This window comes from Robiginitalea sp. SC105 (assembly GCF_014243345.1).
Lineage (GTDB): Bacteria > Bacteroidota > Bacteroidia > Flavobacteriales > Flavobacteriaceae > Robiginitalea.
Genome location: NZ_JACLZF010000002.1, coordinates 1,095,380 through 1,119,268, shown reverse-complemented (window position 1 = coordinate 1,119,268; position 23,889 = coordinate 1,095,380). Strand labels below are relative to the sequence as shown.

17 protein-coding genes are annotated in these 23,889 nt (G+C 56.5%); 6 read left to right on the top strand and 11 right to left on the bottom strand.

Going from position 1 to position 23,889, the window contains the following annotated elements:
• Nucleotides 1-21 precede the first annotated feature (21 nt).
• Genes H7F20_RS13970 through H7F20_RS13960 form a run of 3 tightly spaced genes read right to left on the bottom strand, consistent with a single transcriptional unit; the run spans nucleotide 22 to nucleotide 5,922 of the window.
• Nucleotides 22-1,788 carry a hypothetical protein gene (locus tag H7F20_RS13970; RefSeq protein ID WP_185786782.1) on the bottom strand — a complete coding sequence of 589 codons (1,767 nt, stop codon included), beginning with the start codon at nucleotides 1,786-1,788 and terminating at the stop codon, nucleotides 22-24.
• A 7-nt stretch (nucleotides 1,789-1,795) separates the two neighbouring features.
• Nucleotides 1,796-3,175, bottom strand: coding sequence for a DUF4249 domain-containing protein (locus tag H7F20_RS13965; protein ID WP_185786781.1), 1,380 nt, complete (start codon nucleotides 3,173-3,175; stop codon nucleotides 1,796-1,798).
• Complete coding sequence (locus H7F20_RS13960) at nucleotides 3,175-5,922, bottom strand: TonB-dependent receptor (RefSeq protein WP_185786780.1); 2,748 nt, start codon at nucleotides 5,920-5,922, stop codon at nucleotides 3,175-3,177. The genes H7F20_RS13965 and H7F20_RS13960 overlap by 1 nt, the downstream gene beginning before the upstream one ends.
• A gap of 284 nt (nucleotides 5,923-6,206) precedes the next feature.
• Here H7F20_RS13960 and H7F20_RS13955 point away from each other — a divergent pair, with 284 nt between their 5' ends.
• Nucleotides 6,207-8,012: a hypothetical protein gene (locus H7F20_RS13955; protein ID WP_185786779.1), complete on the top strand. Its 1,806-nt coding sequence runs from the start codon at nucleotides 6,207-6,209 to the stop codon at nucleotides 8,010-8,012.
• Nucleotides 8,013-8,061: 49 nt separating this feature from the next.
• Here the strand turns inward: H7F20_RS13955 and H7F20_RS13950 are convergent, their stop codons facing one another.
• The 6 genes from H7F20_RS13950 to H7F20_RS13925 all read right to left on the bottom strand — a co-directional run bounded on the left by H7F20_RS13950 (nucleotide 8,062) and on the right by H7F20_RS13925 (nucleotide 16,643).
• Nucleotides 8,062-10,458: a penicillin acylase family protein gene (locus H7F20_RS13950; protein ID WP_185786778.1), complete on the bottom strand. Its 2,397-nt coding sequence runs from the start codon at nucleotides 10,456-10,458 to the stop codon at nucleotides 8,062-8,064.
• A 180-nt stretch (nucleotides 10,459-10,638) separates the two neighbouring features.
• Nucleotides 10,639-12,642, bottom strand: a complete 2,004-nt coding sequence (locus H7F20_RS13945) for a thioredoxin family protein (protein WP_185786777.1) — start codon at nucleotides 12,640-12,642, stop codon at nucleotides 10,639-10,641.
• Nucleotides 12,627-13,937, bottom strand: a complete 1,311-nt coding sequence (gene tilS / locus H7F20_RS13940) for a tRNA lysidine(34) synthetase TilS (RefSeq protein WP_185786776.1) — start codon at nucleotides 13,935-13,937, stop codon at nucleotides 12,627-12,629. Before tilS ends, H7F20_RS13945 begins: the two co-directional genes overlap by 16 nt.
• A 16-nt stretch (nucleotides 13,938-13,953) precedes the next feature.
• Nucleotides 13,954-14,805 carry an alpha/beta fold hydrolase gene (locus tag H7F20_RS13935; RefSeq protein ID WP_185786775.1) on the bottom strand — a complete coding sequence of 284 codons (852 nt, stop codon included), beginning with the start codon at nucleotides 14,803-14,805 and terminating at the stop codon, nucleotides 13,954-13,956.
• Between the two features lies 1 nt (nucleotide 14,806).
• On the bottom strand, nucleotides 14,807-16,105 hold the full coding sequence (locus H7F20_RS13930) for an anthranilate synthase component I family protein (RefSeq protein WP_185786774.1): 1,299 nt from the start codon (nucleotides 16,103-16,105) through the stop codon (nucleotides 14,807-14,809).
• Between the two features lie 4 nt (nucleotides 16,106-16,109).
• A complete protein-coding gene (locus H7F20_RS13925) occupies nucleotides 16,110-16,643 on the bottom strand; it encodes an NADPH-dependent FMN reductase (protein WP_185786773.1) in 534 nt (177 codons plus the stop codon).
• 139 nt (nucleotides 16,644-16,782) lie between these two features.
• Between H7F20_RS13925 and H7F20_RS13920 the strand changes: the two genes are divergently transcribed.
• Nucleotides 16,783-17,970: an acyltransferase family protein gene (locus tag H7F20_RS13920; RefSeq protein WP_185786772.1), complete on the top strand. Its 1,188-nt coding sequence runs from the start codon at nucleotides 16,783-16,785 to the stop codon at nucleotides 17,968-17,970.
• A gap of 43 nt (nucleotides 17,971-18,013) precedes the next feature.
• Here the strand turns inward: H7F20_RS13920 and lpdA are convergent, their stop codons facing one another.
• Complete coding sequence (gene lpdA, locus H7F20_RS13915; protein WP_185786771.1) at nucleotides 18,014-19,414, bottom strand: dihydrolipoyl dehydrogenase; 1,401 nt, start codon at nucleotides 19,412-19,414, stop codon at nucleotides 18,014-18,016.
• Nucleotides 19,415-19,500: 86 nt separating this feature from the next.
• A complete protein-coding gene (locus H7F20_RS13910) occupies nucleotides 19,501-19,959 on the bottom strand; it encodes an Lrp/AsnC family transcriptional regulator (RefSeq protein WP_185786770.1) in 459 nt (152 codons plus the stop codon).
• A 151-nt stretch (nucleotides 19,960-20,110) separates the two neighbouring features.
• Between H7F20_RS13910 and H7F20_RS13905 the strand changes: the two genes are divergently transcribed.
• The 4 genes from H7F20_RS13905 (at nucleotide 20,111) to H7F20_RS13890 (ending at nucleotide 23,869) form a co-directional block, all read left to right on the top strand.
• Nucleotides 20,111-21,334 (top strand): aminotransferase class I/II-fold pyridoxal phosphate-dependent enzyme, encoded by a 1,224-nt coding sequence (locus H7F20_RS13905; protein ID WP_185786769.1) that lies wholly within the window; start codon nucleotides 20,111-20,113, stop codon nucleotides 21,332-21,334.
• Nucleotides 21,335-21,419: 85 nt separating this feature from the next.
• Nucleotides 21,420-22,922: a Na+/H+ antiporter NhaC family protein gene (locus H7F20_RS13900; protein WP_185786768.1), complete on the top strand. Its 1,503-nt coding sequence runs from the start codon at nucleotides 21,420-21,422 to the stop codon at nucleotides 22,920-22,922.
• 82 nt (nucleotides 22,923-23,004) lie between these two features.
• On the top strand, nucleotides 23,005-23,511 hold the full coding sequence (tpx, locus tag H7F20_RS13895) for a thiol peroxidase (RefSeq protein WP_185786767.1): 507 nt from the start codon (nucleotides 23,005-23,007) through the stop codon (nucleotides 23,509-23,511).
• Nucleotides 23,504-23,869: a diacylglycerol kinase gene (locus tag H7F20_RS13890; RefSeq protein WP_185786766.1), complete on the top strand. Its 366-nt coding sequence runs from the start codon at nucleotides 23,504-23,506 to the stop codon at nucleotides 23,867-23,869. The genes tpx and H7F20_RS13890 overlap by 8 nt, the downstream gene beginning before the upstream one ends.
• Nucleotides 23,870-23,889 lie beyond the last annotated feature (20 nt).

The window sequence follows — 23,889 nt, the reverse complement described above, 5'->3', positions numbered from 1 at the left end:
AGCCGCAATCCCCTTGCAGGGTTAGTCGGCTTCGATAACTTCGATGTAAGTGTTCAGGGTGACCGGCTTACCATAACTGGTATATCCTTCGAGGCGGATGCGGTACGTCCCCGGGACATCCGAGGTGCGGAAACGGAATTCCCGGAGGGACCCGTCCATCTCGATCCGGGGTTCCCATAACAGCTGATACCTGAAATCCGGGATGTTGGGCATCCCCTCCCCCTGCCGGAAATAGGCTTTCGGGGCCTCAGGGGGCTCATACCTGAAAATACGCCCTGACGGGGAGGACCAGGTATCGGGGTAGTCGCCCCCAATGGTTTCAATGACCACGACGCCCTGGTAGTCCCGGGGCCCAAAGTTCCTTTTTTCACGATACACCTTGATGGTCCGGATTTGCCTCGCATCGAGGCCCAGGAGGTTATTGTGGTCCGGGACCAGCAGCCCGTCAACCGTCACCAGCGGCGGGTCGGTGGTATACTCGGTGTCGTCGGGGTCATCCGGGGCACGCACCCAGAAGGTATACCCTCCATCCGATTCGCGCCTTATCCATACATGCCGGACGATTTCCAGCAAAGTCTCCTGCAGCGTGGCGAAACGGGTAAATTCATCCAGTTGATAGATGTCCGGTATTTCCGGGAAAAACGGATCTTCCGCGGGTTGGGCCACCACGGTATCCGGCTTGATTTCATAGTAGCTGTTCTCCACCTGGTTGTGGATGCTCCGCTTCAGGATTGCCTCCCGCATGCTTGTGTCGATCCGGATATGGAAATAGTCCCCGGGGGATTGCGGGTCTTCCAAAGGGGAAAAACTACTGAATTTATAGGCGTCCGAGCCTGGTTCCAGCACCCGGGCAATCCACCGGCGCCCGTTGTAGGGAGTGTTGAGGTAGGTGAAATACCAGCCCGTGCTATCTGTAAGGGCCGCTTTTAACTGGAAGGATTCCCCGGGGAACGAAATCCCGAGCCAGGCGTTGGGAACCGGACCTGCACTGTCCAGCAGCTGACCGCCAATGAGTTCGCCCCGTTGCTCGGGTATCGCGACCCTATCGCCAATTCCCTGGGGCAGTTCGCGGAGCATGGCCGTATAGTTCCCGGCATAATCCTCGGCGGATGACTGAGGCGGCACCGGCAAATCCGGCATACGGGTCACGCTGAGGGAGTAATGGCCATGTCCACGGGCACCCCTGAAATTGCGGAGGTTGAGGGTGACCCAGCTGCGCTGTGCATACCGGGTGCTGTCTGTTTCCAGCATCAGGCCATCCTCTCCCACCTGGATGTCCGGCTCTGGAGCGGGATCGGGGGAAAATGGATCAGACGTCCCCTCACCAAGGAGGGCTTCCTGGTTGCGTTGGTAGGGGTTCAAAACGGTAATATCTGCGGCGTAGACCTGTCCGGGACCCGCGTTGCGCATCCAGTTGGTATAGGCGACGAGTTTATATGCCCCGGATGGGAAGTCCGTCCCGATAAAGAGGTCCCCCTGGCCCCGGCCGCCCCGCATCCGGACTTTTGATCGGGCATAGATGGTGCCGTCTTCACCGACGAGCTGCAAATAGGCCATGGAACTCACCGAACTGAGCCGGTAGGTCTGCAGGTTAATTGCGTACAGGCTGAAATACAGGTACTCCCCGGGAAAGACCAGGGATGCAGTGGTATGCGCATACAGCGTTTCCATAGGGGTTGCACGAAGAACGTCATATTCCGACTGGTTGCGGATGGTCACCTGTGCACGTGCCCCCGCCCCGCCCAACAGGGCGAAAATCAGTATGCCGATATATCCACGTAGCTTCATAAACTTTTCATTCAATCCAGAAATCAGGGACCTGGTTGGTCCCCAGGACCGTACAATCCCCGCAAACCCTGGGGGCATAGGAATAGGGCCCCGGACAAATCGCATAGCCCGGATCCCCGGGTTGCAGGGATTCATCATAGGTTGCGTAATAGGTGATCAACCCGCCCAGGTCAAGCAATTCGATCACGGACAACGGACAGCCACTCCCCGATTCCATTACCGGCACCAATGGGCAACGCGTAAGGTGTGTAACTGGTGAGGAGCGCAGTACACAGGGCACCACAAAGGGCGGGGCGGCCTCCCCGGGGAAAAAATCTTCAAAATCCAGGAAAATCCGACGCTCGCTCACCGATGTTACCGAAAAATAACCGATCACCAGCAACGGGGCATCTGCCTGGGGCTGCAGGTTGCCCTGCAGGAAACCCGGCTGGATCTGCGAAAAGACATTCCCCTCCTGGGAAAAATTCCGAAGGCGGTCGTAGTACAGATAGGCATCGAGGTCCTCCACGTGCTGGCGGACCAGGATGCTGTAGCGTTCCGCAATTTTATATTGCTGCCTGTCGATAAAATGTACCGGGAAATTCCTAAGTTCCCCTGAAGACAGGCCCACGGTGGTCCCCTGAATGATCGATTCGGATTCCTCGGTCCGGTAACAAACCTGGTTGGGTGTGGTACGGGTGACGATTTCCAGGTCGTATTCCACCGGGTCGGCACAGGGGTCGTAATTGCTCAGTACAAAATCTTCCGGGCTCCACAAAGGTGCAACCACCTTGAAGGTTTCCTCAAAAGTATACCGGAAATAGGCCTCGGTGCCTGCTGTGGCCAAACCGTCCACGGCAAATTGTATTCCCGGGCCGCGCAACGGGTCCGTTGCCCGCTCGGCGCGAAGGTCCTCGAGGCTGGCTGTACCGGGAACGGATTCAAATTCCGAGGTGATCCGGTTCCCGGAGCGCAGGGTAATCAGCAGGCGGTAGCCCCTCCCCGCCTCGGCGGCAAACGGATTGACCGAAAAATACCTGCCGGGCTCCCCTTCCACGAAGTCAAATTGAACGCCCCGGTCATCTTCCACTGTAACGGATGCCCCTGTTTCGTACAGGATGGGGCGGTTTTCCGGATCCAGGTCGGGCACCAGGTAGGTGTCCGGGTCTTCCTCGTCAAAGCCCACGATGCTGTCATTTTCAAAATCCGCTGCCCGGGAAAGCACCACTTCCTGAGTCCGGTCTTCATCCGTAAGGGTCGCCTCCACCACCAGGGCATTGCGGGCCTGGTCAATACTTTCCCGGTCGGTTTCGATTTCAATCTCTTCCACGCACCCGAGGGCGGTCAACAGGCAGGCAACCAGCAGGAACCGGACGGACAGAGGGCGGCTGTTGAATAGTGAGCGCATCAGAATTTAAAATTATAGGTTATCGATGGTATCGGGATGGCGAAAATGGAACTCTGCAGCGCCCGGACCTCCCCGCCTTCCGAAACGAAATAAACCGAATACGGGTTGCTCCGGCCCAGGACATTATACACGGAGATGGTCCAGAAACTGTGGGTGAGCTTCTCCTTGCGGTGGTTCCCCTCGATGTTGATCCCCAGGTCCAGGCGGATGTAATCCGGTATGCGGTTCTTGTTCCTGTCGCTGTAGAGGACGTATTCGGAGTTGTTGAAAAAGTATTGCCCTATGGGATAGGTTACCGGGCGCCCGGTCTGGTAGGCAAAATTCATCGAGAGGCTATAGCGCCGGGTAAACCGGTAATTAGCCACCAGGCTGATATCGTGGGGGCGGTCGTAATTGGCCGGGAAAAATTCCCCGTTGTTGATTTGCTCAGACGGGTACGGGCTGTCGAAGCGCACCTCGGTCCTGGAATAGGTATATCCCAGCCAGCCATTGAGCCGGCCCCGGTTTTTTCGGATTAGGAATTCGATCCCGTAGGCCCTGCCATCCCCCTGCACCACTTCGGTTTCCACCGCCTCGTTGAGCAGGAGTCGCGCCCCGGTCTTAAAATCGAGCACATCCTCCGACCATTTGTAATAGCCCTCCGCGCTCACCTCGATGGCCGCATCGTCAAAATTCCGGAAGATTCCCAGGCTGACCTGCCGGGATTTCTGGGGGCGTATATTGTAGTCACTGAGTTTCCAGGTGTCGATGGGCGACACGGTGGTGGTATTGGTCAGCGTGTGAATGTACTGGTACATATTGCTGTAGCCGGCCCGGAGGGAGAGTTCCGGCCCCAGCAGATACCTGGCCGAAGCACGTATTTCAGGCCCCCCATAGGTTTTAATAAACTCACCGCCCCCAAAGGAAAGCGTGTCCGTGGCTGTACCCGGGTTCCGGGGCTGGCCTTCGGGGTACTCCCGCTGGTCGGACGGGCCCAGGGCCCCAAAAAAGGACCACCGGATGCCGGCCTCCAGCTCCAGCCGGTCGGAAACGGCAAAGCGGTCTGCGAGGAAGATACCGGCTTCCAGCGCCTGTTCCCCCGGGATCTCGGTGCGCTGCACATCCGAATCGGCCCCCGATGGGGATCGCGTTCCCGGGTTGACGCTGTAGTATTTGGCTGCCAGGCCATAGGTGAATTGATGCCGATCGTTGTAGCGGAAGCGGTTCCATGCCCGGAGTTCCGTTTCCTCCACCGAATATCCCAGGTCAAAATCCGTATTGGCTTCCCCGTCATACCCGATATTGAAAGCATAGCGGCTATTGGCCAGGGTAAACGTCGCCAGGTTGCGCTGGTCAAAGGTATGGTTCCAGACCACCGAAGCGGCCCGGTTGCTATACCCAACCAGGGAATCCCGTGTAATGCTGAAGCGGTCTTTGCTGTAATACCCTGTGGCCTTGACCTGGTTGTTTTCGTTTATACGGTCCGTATAGGTGGCAATAAAGTCGTAAAAGGAAGCCTCCGTCCCGCTGAGCCGGTCCTCGCCTACAGACCGGAGGATCCAGTCCGAATAGGCCCCGCGTCCACCCAGGACGAGAGAGGAACGGCCTTTGACAACGGGCACCTCAAAGGCGAGGTTGGCCGTCACGGGACCCACCGAACCTTCTCCCTTTAACTCTGTGGTATCACCGTCTACCGTATGAATGTCAAATACGGCCGAAAGTCTCCCCCCGAATTCCACCGGGATGGCCCCCTTGTAAATATCCACGCTTTCGGTGACAAAAGGGTTCAGGGCCTGGAAAATTCCGAAAAAATGCGTGGGGTTATATACCAGTGCGCTGTTGAGCAGGAACTGGTTTTGGTCTGTTCGCCCACCGCGGACATTCAAACCGGTTGCCCCTTCCCCCGCCTTGGAAATCCCCGGCAGGGAGGCAGCCACCTCCAGGATGTTCCGCTCCCCGAGTACCAGGGGGATGTCTTTGCTTTCCTCCGCATCGATGCGGTCCGTGCCTGCGGTGACTTCCTCCACATTTCGGTCGGCATCGGCTTCCACGACCACCTCCTCCAGCTGCTCCACCGCCTCATCCACCAGCAGGTCCAGCTGGCCATCGTTGTACAGGATTACCTGTTTCCTTACAGGTTCCATGCCGATGAAGCGTGTACGCAGCTCCTGCAGCCCGGGGGGTAATTCCAGACGGTAATAACCGTTGACATCTGTAGCCGTCCCCCTCCCGCGGTTGGTAACCAGCACCGCCACATCCGGTACCGGATTCCCCGAAGTGCGCTCCCTGATATAACCCTCGAGGATGAACAACTGCCCGGGGGTGCTTGCCGTTTGACGGCCAATACGTACGGTTTCCACGGTTGTCTCCTCAGGGATTTCTTCCTGGGCAATGAAGATGGGCATGGGTGCCGGGGCCCGGGCGGTCGCACCCGCGGAGGTGGCGCTATCCCGTTCAAAGTCGCTCCCAAAAAACTGCTCCGGCAGTTCATCGTAAATACGCGTGTTTCGGGTCAGGATAAAGGTGTGGGCATCATATCGGTAAAAATTGAGCTCGGTCCCGGACAGGAGGTCCGTCATTATGGATTCCAGGGTACGGCCTCTAAAGGACCTGCTGATGGACGCTTCCGGAAACCATTCCGGGGCATAGTAGATGCGCAATTGTTGCTGGCGCCCCAATTCAGAGAGGGCCCCGGTACGGGTAAGCCCGGTAAATGCAAAATCGATCCTCGTGCTGTCGGCGGCCTCCTGCCCTCTGACCAGCCCCATAAAAAACAGCAGGCAAATCAGTGAAATGTGTGTTAACCATGTGCTGGTTCTTTGCTGTCGGAAGGAAGTTTTTTGATGTAGCAAGCGGTGAGTTTCCGACATGAAACAGAGAATAGTGTTATCGACATAAATATAATTGAATTATCCATTTTGGATGGTAAATTTGACCGGATTACAGCAAATGCTTATCTTAGAGAGGGTTACATTCAGACCGTCCTTGGAATAGCCTGTTTGCACACGAGGGAGAAAAGGCTGAACCCGCCTGGAAAACAAAACTTTTCCCTATGGACTTTAAAAAACTGATCTCGGAACTGTCGCGCCGGAACGTGTTCAGGGCAGTTGTGGCCTACATGGCTGTGGCATGGGTCATTGTCCAGATAGCCGATACCGTATTTCCCGCATTCGGTGCCCCCCCTGTACTGATGAAGGGGCTGATCTACCTGCTGGGATTCGGGCTTATATTCTGGGTGATCTTCTCCTGGTTGTACGACCTGACTCCCAAGGGGTTCCGGCGAACCGAAGCTATTGAATCGGATCCTGAGATCCGGGAAGAAAACAGCCGGAAACTGAACCAGGTGATCGCCCTGGCAGTGGTATGTGCCGTGCTGGTCCTTGCCGGGGCCAGTTTCTGGGCCGGCTCCCGGTGGGCAGACCCGGGAATTGATCTGCAGGCTCGGGTGGCCGTGCTCCCGCTGGATACGCCTTCGGACACCGATGAAGCCTATTTCAGCGAGGGGATGACCGATGCACTGATCAAAGAACTTTCACAGGCGGGGGATTTACTGGTCCTTAGTATGGCTTCGACGCGTTACCTCGAAGCCGGTATACAGCCCAGGCTTGAATTATTCCGGGAAGAATTGGATGACGTGGACTATTTTGTCTACGGCACCGCCAACCAGGAGGATAATCGCATAGAAATTGCCGTGGCTGTCAGTCGGGACCTGGAAAAAGACCCGATCTGGGAGCATGACTACACCAGGGATCTTGCCGAGGTTCGTGCACTTTGGGCAGAAGTGGCAGCCGACATCCGGGAACAGATAGGCCCCGGGGAGGTGGTCAAAAACCGGGCTAAATGGAAGGATTTGAGGCCGGTGCTCCCGGAAACCTATGAGCTTTACCTGAAAGGCAAATATTACCTGAATAAATCCACCGAAGAAGACTGGAAGCGGGGCCTGCTCTACCTGCAGGAAGCCATTGACAGGAATCCATCCGACCCCCATGCCTTTGCAGGCATGGCGGAAGGATATATCACCTGGGGCCACAGCGTAAATCCACCGCCCGATGTATTACCAAAAGCCGAAGCAGCTGCCAAGCGGGCCATTCAGCTTGACTCCACGATTGCCGAAGGATGGGCCGCCCTGTCCCAGTACCATACGTACCATGGCTGGGACTGGGATTTGGCTGACTATGCCTTCCGCAAGGCAAACGAACTAAACCCAAACCTGGCTATGAACCACTATCACAGGGCCTGGTACCAGGCCCTCTTCGGCCGGATGGACCAGGCGATATCGGAGCATCTGCTGGCTCAGCGCATTGACCCGTTTTCCTCCCTCCACACGGCCTGGCTGGGCGCGCTCTACAATTCCGTGGGCGAATACGACAAAGCCCTGGAACAGGTAAGGATGTCGTCCGAAATGTATGACGATAATGCGTTGAGCATCATGATTTCGGGACATACCTATATAAAGATGGGCCAGGTGGAACGCGGGCTGGATTCCTTACGGAAGGCGGCGCGGATCAATGGAGGGTGGAAAGGCTTAGGCCTGGGGCCTGCGCTTATTCAAGCCGGCCACATGGACGAAGGGATGGAAATCGCGAGGGAACTGGAAAGCAGGGAGCAGACGCCTTTCTTTTCACTCTGCCTGGCTCGTATCTATCACGCGGCCGGGGACTTTGAAAGGACCTTCCAATGGCTGGAATCGGCAAAGGGGCATGCTTTTTACCCATGGACGGTCCGCCTCCACTTGAACCACCCGGAATTCCGGGCCGACCCCCGTTTCGATGAATTGATACGGGAACTGCATTTGCCGCCCCCTGCCCCATTAGTCTATAAGGGCGAGCCGGTCAAGGACCAGAATCTTGTATTTTAATCCCAAAAATCTCTGTATCCCGCTGGTTCCCGGGTCCTTGGAGAAGCAGCTACTTAGGCAGTAAAATCAGGGTGTTTTTGGCATCCCCGGCAATGGCTTCCGGATCGAGCAGCATGGGCCGGAATTCGCCCCTGGTATAAAGTTCCGCCTGGTCGTCATAGTGCGGGCTGAACGGGTTCCCCGACTGGCCGGTAGGCAGGATGCTCATACTGTTGCCGATATCCGAAAAATCGATCACCCTCCGTGTAGAGGGTCCCGAGGTGACCGGATACCGCCCCGAGGAATCGTAGTTGAATGCCAGGTTGTTGATGACTTCCCGGGTACCGGGTACTTCGAAGGGCCCCACATTCAGGAACCAGCCCAGGGAGGGGACGCTTCCAAGCGCATGCCCGAATTCAAGCTGGTGTACGGGCCCCCAGCGCCAATTGTCGGAATCCGTGCCAAAATCCTCCCGTACGGAGGCCATGGCTTCCTTAAAGGCCTTGCTCACGATTTCGGATTTGGTTTCCACGGTATCGGGAGTACTGATATCGTCCCACCAGACCGAATGCTCTAGGGATGCCATTTTTGCGACCAGTTTCTTCACCAGGTGCGTTCCCAACAGCGAATTGAATCCTTCCTCTCCCAATTCGTCCGAAAACGTCCGCCTCAGCAGATGGTAAACCCATCGGTGATACAGGAGGGCTTCCTGGCTCTCAACGGAAAAATCGGCCGACCAGCGGTTCAGTGCGTCCACACACTCCGTTTGGTCGTCGTCCAGGCTCCGGATATCCAACAGGCGGGAGAGATCGGCAATGACCGTTGCCACCACAGGCGATTGCACATCCTGGATCATGTCGCGGACACCGGCGGCATCCCAGTCGTCCCGGGATTCGAGCAGCGACTCGATTCGCATGGCGCGGTTTTCAGGCAGGTAATATCCGGGTATCAGGCCTATGGACGTACTGTCCGGTTGGTTATTCGCAGAATACACATACCCCCAAGGCGGATTGATCGATTTAGGGTTTGCATCGAAGCCGGCCTCCCTGGAAAAGCCGGGAACCGCCTCCCTCCCGTCGATCAGCGTACTGGTGTTTACCGAGTCGGGCAATTGATAGAGGCGGGCAGCTGCCCACCAGCCAATATTGCCCTGTGCATCCCCGTACATGACGTTAAGCCCGGGGGCATGGATGAGTTTGACCGCTTCTTCAAAAGATTCGGGGTCTGAGGCATGACTGATCCCGTACAGCGCCTCCAGGACGCGGTTTGGCCCCTTGGTGTATGTCCAGTTCATGGAAACGGGCGGGCGGTTGGACAGGGCAGGTATGACTTCATTAACCACGGGGCCCAGGTCTGAACGGAGGAAAGAAAAATGAACCGGCTTTCCCCCTTTTACCCGTATCTCCTTTTCGACTTTCTCGAAACGCACCCACTCTTCACCCCGCTGGTAGCGGGTACTGTCGGACAGGTCCGTGGTTTCCTGGTAAAAATCGATATCGTCATTTTCAAACATGGTCAGCCCATAGGCCACCTGCCGGTTATGGCCGAGCAGCGGGAAGGGGATCCCTGCCATATGGTATCCGTATTTCTCATAATCCGCGAGGGATATGTGGGCTTCATACCAAACTGATGGCTGGGCAAAGCCGATATGTGGGTCGTTTGCAAAAAGCACCTTGCCGCTCCGTGTTTTGGCGCCGCCGATAACCCAGGAATTGCTGCCTTCCAGCATGGGCAGGGGCAGGGGTTCGAGAATCCGGCGGATATCGGCACCCGCCGAAAAGGCCAGTGACTCGCTGGTATCCCGCACATCATATACGGGTATCCGGGTTGTCGGACTTTCCGGTTCCGCAAGCAGGTCCCGAAGGTAATCAGGCCCCAGTTTTTCCGCGACCCCTGTTAGGAAAGGGTCCGTTTTGTGGGCCATGGCAAAACTGAATGCCATATACCCGATGGTATTGTAGACGTCGACCAGCGTAAAGGGGGATTTGTCGAGCCCTACCAGGTAATATTCCGGGGGCGTGGGTCCCTGTTCGATGAAGTCGTTTACGCCCTCCAGGTAGGCTTCTGCCAGTTGGCGTGCCGGCAGGCTTTTGTCGAGGCCCGCAACGATTTCCCGGCTGGAATCGTCAATTCCGAGGGTGAGGAAGAACCGGTCTGTTTCAAGGGTTCGGGATCCGAACACCTCCGACAATCCACCGCGACCTACCCTTCGGATCAGCTCCATTTGCCACAATCTGTCCTGGGCATGCACGTAGCCCAGCGCCCGCATGGCATCAGGTTCTGATCCGGCAAAAATATGGGGGATGCCGTAGGCGTCGAAGTCCACCCGTACGGAATCGGTAATCCCTGCCAGGGTCCGCGTACCGGAATACTCCGGCTTGAGGTGTTGGACAAAAAGGTAGCCTGCCGCAAACAACAAAAGGAGCAGGATCAGGAAATACTTCAGAATCGGACGAAGGAGCTTCAAGGTAAAGATGTCAGTTGCCAGATTAAAGATAAACGCTTTCCAACTAATCGCGAAAAAGATTCGGTATATCACAAAATACCCTGGAATTCATGAATTTTTAGCTGCTGCGAAGGGAGGTTTTAAGCCGATCCGAAGGGGCCCAACAAATTTTCCCGCGGCGGTGGTCGATGATTGCACGGATCAGGGGCTTCCTGCCGTGGCCCGCAGGGATTCCAGGCCGGAGACCAACCAGTTTTTGTAGGTGCTGGCGTCGGTATTCTGGATGGCCGGGTTCAGAACCCTGAGCTCCGGCGAAAGCTGCACATAATAGGGCTGGGAAACCGCCCCGAAATTCGCGGCCTGAAAGGTGCTCCAGCGGTCCCCGATGGTCCGGATGCGCTTGGTCCGGCCACTGTCGAATTGAAAGAGGAACTGTTCGCCTTCCGGAAGGGGTTGCCGGTCGTCCACATAGAGGGAAACCAGGATATACTCTTCGTCGATAATCCGATAAATATCTGGGTTGCTCCATACCTGTTCCTCCATTTTGCGGCAATTGACACAGGCCCATCCCGTGAAATCAAGTAACATGGGTTTTCCGGTCTCCCGGGACCTGGCGAGGCCCTGGTCAAATTCCTTGAAGCATTCGAGGCCAAGGGGGCAATCCGTTTGGGTCTCCTGCACGCTGTAAAAGTCCGGGGGCGGGAACCCGCTGAGCATTTTCAGGGGAGCACCGCTCAATAACCCGTATCCCAGATAGGCCGCAAAGGCAATGCCCATGGCTGCACCCAGCAAACGCCATGCCCCCGGGCGGGTTTTCGGGCTGCTTTTTCCGAAGCGGATCCACCCGAATAAATAGGCCGCGAGCCCTAGGGAAAGGACGATCCAGATACCCAGGAAGACCTCCCGCTTTAGCAGCCCCCAGTGCCCGACCAGGTCTGCATTGGAAAGGAATTTCAGCGCGAGGCCCAGTTCGAGGAAGCCCAAGACCACCTTTACCGTATCCATCCACCCGCCGGAACGGGGCAAGCGGTTGAGCCATGCCGGGAACAGGGCAAAAAGCATAAAAGGGAGCGCCAGGGCCAGTCCGAAGCCCACCATGCCCAGGGTCAGGTTGGTCGCTACATCCCCCTCCGCCAGGGCCGTACTCCCCAGCAAGCCCCCCAAAATTGGCCCGGTACAGGAAAAAGACACGATGGCCAGGGTGAGCGCCATCAGGAAAATTCCGATCCCGCCGCCGATCTTACCCGAGGCAGCATCCGCCCGGTTCGCCCAGGAGGATGGCAAAGTCAGTTCGTAGTAGCCGAAAAAGGAAAAGGCAAAAACCACAAAAACCAGGAAGAAAAATACATTCAGCCAGATGTTCGTGGCTATGGAATTCAGGATTTGCGAATCCACCGAATCGAAAAGGTGGAAGGGCAGGCTGAGCAGGAAATAAATCAGTACGATGCAGAAACCGTAAAAAATGGCATTTGCCAGGCCCCGTGAACGCCTGGCGGACTGTTTGGTAAAAAAAGATACGGTCAGCGGGATCATCGGGAAGACACAGGGGGTCAGCAGGGCGATCAGCCCCCCCAGGAAGCCCAGGCCAAAAATCATCCAGAGCGGATCCGCCCCGGCTACTGCCCCGCCGGAACTGCCGGCACGGAGCATCTCTGTATTCTGCAGGTCCAGCTTGAGGGAACCGGATAACTCCCGGGAAGCGCCGTCAGCAGCCATTGCATCCACTGGCGCATCGGAACCATCCAGGGTAAAGGTAAAACTGTGCTCGCCGGGTATACACACCTCCTCACAGACCTGGTAGTAAACCTCCACGCGGATCACCGGCAGGGTGTCCCCGCGGACGGTGATCTCCTGGCTGAAGCGGGCCTCTTCTTTGAAAAAGGTCTCAACCACCTCGAAAATATCATTGTAGGCAGTATGCGTCTCGCTTTCGGTCACGGGGCCCGTGCGGCTGTAATCTGTGCCTTCTCCCAGGAAATCAAATTCGATGGGCAAAGCCCCGCCCTCGGCAGTATATTGGGAATACAGGTGCCAGCCTTCGTCAATGGCGGCCCTGAAATGGAGTACATAGGTGCTGTCCGATACCTTTTCTACGGACTGGGACCAGGACACCGGGTCCTCAAAGGCCCCCTGCCCGGGCAACTGGGCCATCCCCGGCCATGCGGTCAGGCAAAAAACAATCCATACAATCAGTCTTCCAGCCATTTGATCTTCAAAATTTTGCGGGTGGTGTCCCTTACCCGGAAACGGTTGTCTGCCCGGTGTCCGACCACCCAAACCACATCCTCTCCGCTGCAAAGCAGCCAGGCATCCTCCTTCTGGAATTGGCTCCAGCCCTCGTCCCTGAAGAACTTGGAGACCTTTTTGCGTCCGCCGAGTCCCATGGGATAAAAATAATCCCCCTTCCGCCATTTCCGCAGCAGGAGCTGCTTGTTTAACGTTTCTTTATCAGCGTATAGTATCCGCCGGGAGTCCTCTTCCAGCGCTTCCACTTCCTGTACAAGCAGCCGGAGGGGGAGGTTTTCCTGCAGATTGTCGGGGTCGATGGTATATTCAGCCGATTCTTCTCCCCCAATAGGCTTGAGTAGCAGCTCTTCCCGGTTCCTTAGCAGACGGTGCGTATGGCTGCGCACCTCCCTGCCGGTTTCCGAATGCATGAGCCGGCCTATGGCCTTCCAATCCGTAAAACCGAAGTCCCTGAACAATTCGTACAGGTGCGCATCTAACGGGTGCAGGCGGCGGAGGGCAGGCAAGGAATAAATCAGGACGCCATCCCGTTCCCGGCAAACCTTATGGAATATCCCCTCCATATAACGGCCAACCAGTGCACGGCTGCCCCTGAGGTGCTGCAGGGAATGACCAAATTGATCCAGGAACCCGGATGAGGTGGATTTCAGGGCAGGCACCACCTCCTTGCGCACCAGGTTCCTCAGGTACCGGGTATCGGCATTGGAGGCATCCTCCCGCCATGGGATGTCCCGGTCTTTGGCATAGGCCTCCAGTTCCGCCCTGCCAAAGATCAGCAAGGGGCGCCGGATAATCCCGTGCCGCCGGGGGATGCCGCAAAGGCCTTCCAACCCACTGCCCCTTCCGAGGTTGATAAGGAAGGTTTCCAGGGCATCGTCTGCGTGATGAGCCGTCACGATAAAATCCAAAGGGGATTCCCGGGCCAGCAGGTGAAACCAATCGTATCGAAGGGTGCGGGCAGCCATCTGCATCGATACTTTATGTTGGTTTACATAACCTATTGTATCAAAGTTCTTTAAATGTAATTTTTTTCTCAGAGAACTTGCCGTTTCCTCTACCAGTTGCTGATCTGCATCGCTTTCGACCCCCCGAAGGTTGAAATTGCAATGTGCCAGATCGAAACGCAGGCCGGCTTCAGCGCACAGGTGGGTCAGGACCATGCTGTCCAGGCCGCCACTGCACGCAAGAAGGAAGGGATGTTCCGCCAGTTCCGGGAACTGTTCGGCCAGATGTGTGCGAAAGGCTTCCAGCATGCTGTAAAGGTAATGGTTATTCCCGGGTTCCCTGCTTTTCGGCCAACGCAGCCAGCCAGTCCGTCAGGGTACGGAATAGTTCCTCCCGCCCCCGGTCGTGGTGGAGTTCGTGAAAATTGCCCGGCAGCATCAGCAACCGGCTGTCCGGAACGCGCTGGTGCATCAGTTGACTGCCCTCAGGGTCGATGATCGGATCGTCGCTGCCATGGGCAATCAGGAGGGGGACCTCCAGGGCGTTGGCATGTTCCAGCGCCCAGGCCCCCGCCTCAATGACGGGGAAGGAGTAATTCGGGCTTACCCGGTCGTGGACCAGGGGGTCCTCCTGATAGGCCCGCACTTCTTCCGCCAGGGAAGAAATACCCGAAGGGTCCAGACCCGATGGCAGGGTGATCCCAGGGGCGACCTTCAGGAAGAATTTACCCAGCTGCCATTTCCAGGCTGGGGGCTTGAAGGCGAGACGCAGGTAGGGACTGCTCGCCACGATACCTGCAGGGGATTCCATCCCCCGCAACACCAGGTTCAGTACCAGGTTGCCCCCCATACTGTGCCCGTAGACCACGAGGGCCTTCCCTGGAAAAGTTTCCCGGGCGCGCCGGCAGGCAGCCTGTACCTGTTCCAGCAGCTGCAGGTATCCGGCACAGTGGCCGCGCCTGCCTCCGGACCGTCCGTGGCCCACCAGGTCAAATGCCAGTACTGCCCAGCCGGCCTGGAGAATCTGCGGCACTACCGAGGATTCGTAGCGCCCACTGTGCTCCCCGAAACCATGCACCAGCACGATGCATCCCCCTGGGCTGTCCGGCGCCGCGTGAAAACCGTACACCTGGACACCTGCCCACTCCGCCTTAAATTCTTTTTTTACATATTCCATATTATCCCTGTTCTTCCAGTACCTGCCGCATGGCCCTCGCCTTTAACAGGCATTCTTCGTATTCCCTGTCCGGGTCTGCAGCAGCTGTAAGGGCTCCCCCTACCGGGAAACTGGCCACCCTTTTTTCCGAATCGTACAACAGGCTCCGGATTACAACGCTGAAATCGAAATCACCGTTCGGGCCAAAATACCCCAGTGCCCCACTGTAGGGGCCGCGTTTAAAGGATTCCAGCCTTTCAATATACGCCATTGCGGAGATTTTCGGGGCACCCGTCATGCTTCCCATGGGAAAGCTGTCCCGGAGCAGTTGTACCGGGTCCAGGGACCCGGGGACCTGTGCCCGGATGGTGGAAACCAGCTGGTGCACCTGCGCAAAGGTTTTCAGTTCGCAAAGTGCCTCCACCTGTACACTGCCCCTGAGGGCACTGCGTGACAGGTCGTTGCGCACCAGGTCGGCGATCATGATGTTTTCCGCCCGTTCCTTGGGATCGGACTGCAACGTCTGTGCCAGTAGCCCGTCCATTTTTGTGTCTGCATGCCTGGGAGCCGTACCTTTCATGGGCTGGGACCAGACCTGCTGCCCTCTTTTGGTCAGGTAGCGCTCGGGGGAGGCACTGAATATGTGGCGCGTTCCAAAGCGCAACCAGGCTGCAAATGGCGGTCGGGATATCGAGTTGAGTTGCCTGAAGACCGCAGGGGTATCGAGCCGGGCGCCCTCAACGAAAAATTCCTGGCAAAAATTTGCCTCATAGATGTCCCCCCGGTGAATGGCGCTCAGTATTTCCCGGGCACTCCGGTGGTAGGCTTCCTTGAAAATACCCATGCGGGTCCGCAGGGGCTCCCCGGATTTTATCGGCAGACTTTCCGGGGTGCGGCCTATGGCTTCCCAGTCCCCTTGGATTTCCCCCGCCACTTCCGGAAGGTAGCGGAAAATAGCCGTGTTGTGGACGATTTCCACAAGTTTCAACGGCTGGAAAAAAAAGAGGTCCGGAAAACCGAGCCGGTCCGGGTTGGTCGATTCCAGTGCCTCCAGGTCGTTTTTCAGGTCATAGGCCAGATACCCCAGCAACCAGTCCCCTGTATTTTCCCGGAAATCGGACAGCTGTTGAAAGGCCCCCCTGGCACCGGAAAGCAGCTCCCCTGCCTTCCCTATTCCCAGGAGGCCATCGAAACGTCCCAGGGGATCGGTATGGCCATTGCTGTCCAGCCAGCAAAAGCATTCTGAACCTCCTGCCCAGTTGAGCAGGCGGGCCTTGAAGCCCTTGGGGTTTGACAGCGGATAGCGCCTCTCGGATCGCATGGATTCACAAGGCCCTTAAAAATACCTCCAGCGCCTTTTGGTGGGCCTCCCGCAAACCCGGGTCCAATATGCCGCTTTCTGCATCAAACGTTTCGTAAAAAGAGGGCAGGGAGAACTCCGCCGCCAGGTCTGCGCCGAAACGCGGCAGCATCCCCGCGATTACCTCCCGCGAAGACTGTCCTCCGCGCTTCCCCCCAGAGGTGGACAGCAGCAATACGGGAAGCCCTTTCAAAAAGGCCCGGTCGATGCGGGACAGCCAATCGAGCATGTTTTTGGTAAATGCAGATGGGTTGCTGTTGTGTTCATTGACGGACAGTATCAGCCCGTCGGCCCTTCCCAGCCTTTTGTGCAGTGCCTCAATACCCGCCGGGAAACCGGATGTCCGTTCGAGGTCCTCGCTGTACATCGGGAACGCCTCCCGGGCAAGGTCCTTAACCTCCACGGGATGGCCCGTTATCAGGGAAGCGGTATACCGTACCAGTTGCAGGTTGATGGAAGTGCTGGAATTACTGCCCGCGGTTGCCAGGATATCTGCCATGACGGTAAATTTTTGATTGCGAAAATACCGCAATTAGCGCTTAAGTGTGAGTATTTTAGCTAATTTTGGTGCCGAAAACATCCAAACGGGTGCTTTCCACAGTATATTAGGTAGACGATGATCAAGGTATAAGCTGCAAGTGGAAAAAACGAGCCGCCTTTATTTTATAGACGCCATGCGGGCCTGGGCCATCCTGATGATGCTCCAGGGACACTTTATCGACGGACTGCTGGACCCCGTATTCAGGGACCCGGCCAACCCGGTCTATTCCACGTGGTTGTATTTCCGGGGGATTACCGCCCCGGTGTTCTTTACGGTATCCGGATTCATATTTACCTACCTCCTGCTCCGGCATCCCGGGCAGGGTACTGAAAACCCAAGGGTCCGCAAAGGCGTCCGCCGCGGCCTCCAACTCATTCTGATCGGTTATTTGCTGCGCTCGAACCTGCTGGGGCTGCTCGACGGGGTGATTTATCCCTCCTTTTACCTGGTGGATGTACTGCATTGCATCGGGATGGCGTTGTTGCTGATTATCGGGGTCTACCAGCTGACGCGAAAATCCAGCGCCTGGTTGTTTCCCGCCTTGCTCCTGTTGATAACCGCCGGGCTCTTCCTCTTTGAACCCGCCTATAAGATGTGGTCTTTTGAAGGATGGCCGGCTGCCTTTGCAAACTATTTCACCAAGGCAAACGGATCTGTCTTTACCATAATTCCGTGGGTGGGATATACCGCCTTCGGCGCCTTCCTGGCGACGGCCTTCCGCCGCTACGGCGGTACCGCAAACCTGTATCCGAAAAGTATTGCGTTATCCCTTCTCACAGGTGGGGCGCTGGCCTGGTATTCTTCAGATTTTTTCATCTGGATGGCAGGGGTGACCGGATGGGAGCACCTGAACCGGGTGGTGGAAAACAATTACCTCTTTATCCGCCTGGGGGATGTACTCCTGGTCTTTGCTGTATTTATGCTCTTGCGGGGACTGATGAAAAAGCCGCTCTTCCTGCGTATCGGCCAAAATACGCTGAGCATCTATGTCATCCACTTTGTTATCCTCTACGGGAGCCTGACCGGTCTGGGCATTTACCGCTTCCTGCACCACAGCCTGACCCCGGGCTGGGTTATCCCGGGCGCACTGACGTTTATGGTTGCCTGCACCTGGCTTTCCCTGGTTTACGACGCGAATGCCGCCCGCATCCGGGAAGGACTCACAGGTATCCTGTATGCTATGAGGGCCATCCTGGAAAGAGGGGCTGCGATGCTATACCGGGGGGCGCGGACCAGCGCAGACCGGCTCGTCCGACTGATCAGCAGGGCCGAAAGCCGCTCCTGATTTAAACCACCCGTTACCGGTTATTGATTGATCCCCTTGCCTGCTAACTGTGCAGGGCGCGGTTGTCCGTCGCAGCCAGCGCCGCTTCCTTGACCGCTTCCGCATAGGTCGGGTGGGCATGGCTCATCCGGGCGATATCTTCCGCAGACGCCCGGTATTCCATCGCCGTTACGGCTTCTGCAATAAGGTCTGCCACACGCGCCCCTATCATGTGGACGCCGAGGACCTCATCGGTTTCCTTATCCGCCAGGATCTTGACAAAACCGTCCGTGTCCATACTGGCCCGGGAACGTCCCAGTGCCCGCATGGGGAACTGGCCGCTCTTGTAGGCAACCCCGGATTCTTTGAGTTCTTCCTCGGTTTTTCCGACGGAGGCGACTTCCGGCCAGGTATAGACCACCCCGGGGATCAGGTTGTAATCGATATGGGGTTTTTGCCCGGCAAGGATTTCCGCAACCAGCACCCCTTCTTCTTCCGCCTTGTGAGCCAGCATGGCTCCGCGCACCACGTCGCCAATCGCGTAGATATTCTTCGCGCTGGTCCTCAGGTGTTCGTCTACCTCCACCTGGCCGCGGTCGTTCAGTTTCACCCCGGCAGCCTCGGCATTGAGGCCAGAAGTGTAGGGCTTCCGGCCTACGGATACCAGGCAGTAGTCCCCTTCCAGGGTAACTTCCTCCCCTTTCTTATCCTCGGCTTTGACAGTTACTTTCTTGCCTTTCCTGCTCACCCCGGTCACTTTGTGGGAGAGGTAGAATTTCATCTTTTGTTTTTTGAACACCTTGGTGAGTTCCTTGGATAAGGCTCCGTCCATCCCAGGGATGATCCGGTCCATGAATTCCACCACGCTTACTTCTGCCCCGAGGCGTTTATAGACCTGTCCGAGTTCGAGGCCAATCACGCCCCCGCCGATAATGATCAGGTGTTTGGGGATTTCGGTGAGTTTAAGGGCTTCGGTTGAGGTGATGATCCGCTCCTTGTCCAGCTCGATAAACGGCAGGCTGGCCGGTTTGGAACCGGTCGCAATGATGCTGTTTTTTGCTTCAATCTCGGTTTTTTCCTTCCCTTCAATCCGGATGTGCGTGGCGTCCTTGAAACTCCCAATCCCATGGTAGACGTCCACCTTGTTCTTGTCCATCAGGAATTCGATGCCTTTGGTGGTCTGGTCCACTACCGACTGCTTCCGGGCGATCATCTGTTTCAGGTTGACCTTGACTTCGCCGGGAATCTCAATGCCGTGTTCCTCAAAATGAGCGAAGGCATCGTGGTAATGGTGGCTGGAATCGAGCAGTGCCTTGGACGGGATACAGCCCACGTTCAGGCAGGTGCCTCCCAGGGTGTCGTATTTCTCGATCAGCGCGGTTTTCATTCCCAGTTGTGCACAGCGGATGGCGGCCACATACCCGCCGGGTCCCGAGCCGATCACGGCTACGTCGTATGATTTCATATTTTAATTTTTCTCCGGATTGTCCGAGTTGGGCAACTTTGTCCGAAATGGATAAAACAGTCACAAAAATACAAATGTTTTGGCAGTCACAGTGGCAATTCGGTGGTGTGTTTCACCTCCCGGATCACGAAGGAGCTCTGGGTACTCCCGATATGGTTGATGGCGGTGAGTTTCCCGACCATGAATTCCCGGTACGCCTCCATATCCTCGACATAGATCTCCAGGATGTAGTCGTACTCCCCCCCTATGTGATAACAACTCACCACCTCCCGCAAAGCCAGGACTTCTTTTTCGAATTGCAGTACGCGGGGCTTGATATGCTGGCTGAGCTTGATGTGGCAGAAAACCTTGAGTTTTTTGCCCGCCCTGGCCGGATCCAATAAGGCGACATACCGGTCGATAACCCCTTTTTTTTCCAACCGCCTGACCCGTTCATATACAGCTGTCTGGGACAACCCAAGGCGAAGGGCAAGGGCTTTGTTGGTCTGTTTGCTGTTCTCCTGCAGCAGGTGTAGCAACTTCTGGTCGGTCGGGTCGAGTTCCATCTTAAAAAAATTCTGGTTCGGGGAATATTTGGGTGTAATTTAAGGTAATATTTCTACATAATTAATATTAAATGGATAATTTATCTAAATATGTATTATTTCATTGACTTATAATTGTCTTTTAAGTACTTTCAATGAAAAATATACCATCATGGAACCATACAATGCGGCGGATGCCATTCAGGACCTGCAATACTTCGGGGAATACGGCGGGGTCAACCCATCGATCTCGGATTCCTCCACCTACACCTTCCTGTCTGCAAAAACCATGTTCGACACCTTTGAGGGGAATACGGAAGGGTGCTACCTGTACAGCCGGCACAGTTCGCCCTCCAACCTGTACCTGGGGGAAGCCCTGGCGGCGCTGGAAGGCACCGAAAGCGCTAATGTGACGGGGAGCGGCATGGGTGCCATCACCGCCGTCATCCTGCAACTTTGCAGCAGCGGGGACCACCTGGTCAGCAGCCGGACCATTTACGGGGGCACCTATGCCTTCCTGAAAAATTTCCTGAGCCGGTTCAATATTTCAGTGAGTTTTGTGGATATCACCGACACCAGGGCGGTGGCAAGGGCCGTAACAAAAAAAACACGGATGATCTACTGCGAATCTGTAAGCAACCCACTGCTGGAGGTGGCGGACATTCCGACCCTGGCAGGCATCGCGAATGAACACCGTATCCCGCTGGTGGTCGACAACACCTTCGCCCCCCTCTCCCTCTCCCCGGCCCGACTGGGAGCACATATTGTCGTACACAGCCTTACCAAATTCATCAACGGCAGCAGCGACGCGGTGGCGGGAGCCGTGTGTGCCAGCAGCGAATTCTGCCTGGCACTCAAGGACGTGAATGACGGGGCCGGGATGTTACTGGGCAGCACCCTGGACAGCATCCGGGCCGCTTCCATCCTGAAAAACCTCAGGACACTGCACCTTCGCATCAAAAAACACAGCGAGAATGCCGGCTACCTGGCCTCGCGGTTCCGGGAAGCGGGCCTGCGCGTGGTTTACCCTGGCCTGGACTCCCACCCGGGGCATGCGCTCATGCAATCCCAGATGAACACGGAATTCGGGTATGGCGGCATCCTGACACTGGATGCAGGTTCTGCGGAAAAAGCGGACGAGCTCATGGAGCTGATGCAACGGGAAAACCTGGGGTACCTGGCGGTGAGCCTCGGGTTTTACAAAACCCTTTTCAGCGCCCCGGGATCCTCTACTTCCTCTGAAATACCGGAATCGGAACAACGGGAAATGGGACTGGGTTCCGGGCTGATCCGTTTTTCCATCGGGCTGGACCACGACATCGAAAGGACTTTTGAGCGCATGTTCGACTGCATCCAGTGGCTGGACATCACATCCCAGGTACCGACGGCTGGCTGAAACCTTTCCGGGTCATGCGGATCCCTGCCTCTCCTTGCAGAACCAAGTGCAATGTCGTATTATTACCGTCTAGCTAACCCAATTTATGGCCAAACCAAAATCCGGTAAGTACCGACAGGACGAACACATAGTAGACAACCGGGAACTCGGAATATGGGAGGCACTCATCCCGGTATTTGCCCTGATCGGCATGCTAGCCTACAACGTTTACGTATTCGGTGATAACGCCATTGGCGGTTCCAACCAGTTCATCCTGCTCATGGGTGGGGCCGTTGCAGCAGTTGTCGGCTTTTTCAACAAGGTTTCCTTCACCACCATGATCGCCGAAGTGGCGGAAAACATCAAATCCACCACCGGGGCCCTGCTGATCCTCCTCATGGTGGGCGCTCTGGCAGGTACCTGGCTGATCAGCGGCATTATCCCCGCCATGATCTATTACGGCCTGCAAATCCTGAACCCTACAATTTTCCTGGCGGCATGTGTCATTATCAGTGCCATAATCTCGGTGGCAACCGGCAGCAGCTGGACGACCTCGGCCACCGTCGGGATTGCGCTGATCGGTATCGGGGATGCCCTGGGAATATCCCTTGGGATGACGGCGGGCGCCGTGCTTTCAGGAGCATATTTTGGTGACAAGATGTCGCCCCTGAGCGATACCACAAACCTGGCCCCGGCAATGGCCGGGGGTACCCTGTTTTCGCATATCCGCTATATGTCGCTGACGACCACCCCTACCATCCTGATCACGCTGATCGCCTTCATCATCATGGGCTTTACCATCGATTCCACCGGGGAAGCCGATACAGGGGGCATCCTCCGTTCCATCGAGGCTACTTTCAATATCAGCGGCTGGCTGTTCCTGGTGCCCCTGGTGGTGATCTTCATGATCGTGCGGAAGACCCCGCCCCTGGTGGCATTGCTGATCGGCACCCTCCTGGGCGGGTTGTTTGCGCTCCTTTTCCAGCCGGATATCGTGGCGGGCATCACCGGCGCCACCCAACTGAATTTTGAATCGGGTTACAAGGGCATCCTGAATGCCATAACGGTGAGCACCTCCATCGAAACGGATAACCCCGCCCTGACCGAATTGTTTGCTGCAAGAGGAATGGAGGGGATGCTCCCGACCATCTGGCTGATCGTCTGCGCCATGGTCTTCGGCGGGATCATGGAAGCCATCGGTGCGCTTTCCCGTATTACGGGAGCGCTGCTGTCCATGGCCAAATCCACCTTCAGCCTGTTTGCGAGTACCGTGGGCAGCTGCCTGGCCCTGAACATCACTGCCTCCGACCAGTACCTGGCCATAGTGGTTCCCGGTAAAATGTTTGCCAAAGCCTATGAAGACCGGGGGCTTGCACCGGAAAACCTGAGCCGTACCCTGGAGGATTCCGGGACGGTAACCTCCGTGCTGATCCCCTGGAATACATGTGGCGCTTATCATAGCGGCGTCCTGGGGGTTTCCGTGGCAGACTATTTCGTGTTCTGCATTTTTAACTGGCTCAGCCCTTTTACCACCCTGTTTTTTGCGGGATTCGGCATCAAGATTGCCATGCTGAAGGATAAACTGAAGGATTCCCGCTCCGGGGCCTGACCCCGGACCGGCACCTTAAAGAATCTGCCTGCCGAGCTTCCCGGGAAACGGGTATTTGCCTATTTTAGGGCCAAAATATTACATGGCAACCGTAACACTACGAGGATCTCTTTCCCATACCACAGGGGACCTGCCCGAAAACGGCACGCTGGTACCCGATGCCCGGCTGACCCGCCGGGACCTGACGGGCGTGCGGTTATCGGATTACCGCGGCCGGAAAGTCCTTCTCAATGTATTCCCGAGCATCGATACCAGTACCTGTGCCCGGTCTGTGAGGGAATTCAACGAAAAGGCGGCAGGCATAGAAGGGGCCGTGGTTCTCTGTATTTCCAGGGACCTGCCCTTTGCACAATCCCGGTTCTGCGGGGCAGAGGGGATCGATAAGGTAGAAATGCTGTCCGACTTCAAGGATGGGAATTTTGGGAAGGCGCTCGGCCTGGAATTTGCCGACGGCCCCTTTGAGGCCCTGCACAGCCGGGCTGTGGTCGTACTGGATACCCACGGGCGGGTGGTTTATTCCGAGCAGGTTCCCGACATTTCGAACGAGCCCGATTACCAAAACGCCCTTAAAGCCCTGGAGCATGCCTGAAGAATCCTTCCTGAAGAACCGAATTAAGAGTGTCGGGATTGCCCTGAAGGGCGCCTGGCTCCTGGTTTGTACGGAGGGCAGTATACAAATTCAGGCAGTCATTGCACTGGTGGTGACCGGTGCGGGCTTCTACTTTGGGATCTCGCCCGTGGAATGGATGATACAGCTACTGGCGATTGGCCTGGTCATGGGGGTGGAAGGCGTGAATACCGCCATCGAAAAATTGTCGGATTACGTGCAGCCCGAACACGATCCGCGGATCGGCCGGCTCAAGGACATCTCTGCAGGGGCCGTGATGATCACCTCCGTCCTGGCATCCATCGTGGGGCTCATCATCTATTTGCCGAAACTCTTTTAAGCCGAGATTCCCCCCCTGCT

Excerpts from the sequence above, each read along its gene's own strand:
- H7F20_RS13905 (WP_185786769.1), top strand. The coding sequence starts at position 20,111 with ATGGAACCATACAATGCGGCGGATGCCATTCAGGACCTGCAATACTTC.
- H7F20_RS13930 (WP_185786774.1), bottom strand. The coding sequence starts at position 16,105 with ATGCGATCCGAGAGGCGCTATCCGCTGTCAAACCCCAAGGGCTTCAAG.
- H7F20_RS13960 (WP_185786780.1), bottom strand. The coding sequence starts at position 5,922 with ATGGGGCTGGTCAGAGGGCAGGAGGCCGCCGACAGCACGAGGATCGAT.
- H7F20_RS13955 (WP_185786779.1), top strand. The coding sequence starts at position 6,207 with ATGGACTTTAAAAAACTGATCTCGGAACTGTCGCGCCGGAACGTGTTC.
- H7F20_RS13910 (WP_185786770.1), bottom strand. The coding sequence starts at position 19,959 with ATGGAACTCGACCCGACCGACCAGAAGTTGCTACACCTGCTGCAGGAG.
- H7F20_RS13935 (WP_185786775.1), bottom strand. The coding sequence starts at position 14,805 with ATGGAATATGTAAAAAAAGAATTTAAGGCGGAGTGGGCAGGTGTCCAG.
- H7F20_RS13900 (WP_185786768.1), top strand. The coding sequence starts at position 21,420 with ATGGCCAAACCAAAATCCGGTAAGTACCGACAGGACGAACACATAGTA.
- H7F20_RS13970 (WP_185786782.1), bottom strand. The coding sequence starts at position 1,788 with ATGAAGCTACGTGGATATATCGGCATACTGATTTTCGCCCTGTTGGGC.
- H7F20_RS13890 (WP_185786766.1), top strand. The coding sequence starts at position 23,504 with ATGCCTGAAGAATCCTTCCTGAAGAACCGAATTAAGAGTGTCGGGATT.
- tilS (WP_185786776.1), bottom strand. The coding sequence starts at position 13,937 with ATGCTGGAAGCCTTTCGCACACATCTGGCCGAACAGTTCCCGGAACTG.
- H7F20_RS13945 (WP_185786777.1), bottom strand. The coding sequence starts at position 12,642 with ATGGCTGGAAGACTGATTGTATGGATTGTTTTTTGCCTGACCGCATGG.
- tpx (WP_185786767.1), top strand. The coding sequence starts at position 23,005 with ATGGCAACCGTAACACTACGAGGATCTCTTTCCCATACCACAGGGGAC.
- H7F20_RS13925 (WP_185786773.1), bottom strand. The coding sequence starts at position 16,643 with ATGGCAGATATCCTGGCAACCGCGGGCAGTAATTCCAGCACTTCCATC.
- lpdA (WP_185786771.1), bottom strand. The coding sequence starts at position 19,414 with ATGAAATCATACGACGTAGCCGTGATCGGCTCGGGACCCGGCGGGTAT.
- H7F20_RS13965 (WP_185786781.1), bottom strand. The coding sequence starts at position 3,175 with ATGCGCTCACTATTCAACAGCCGCCCTCTGTCCGTCCGGTTCCTGCTG.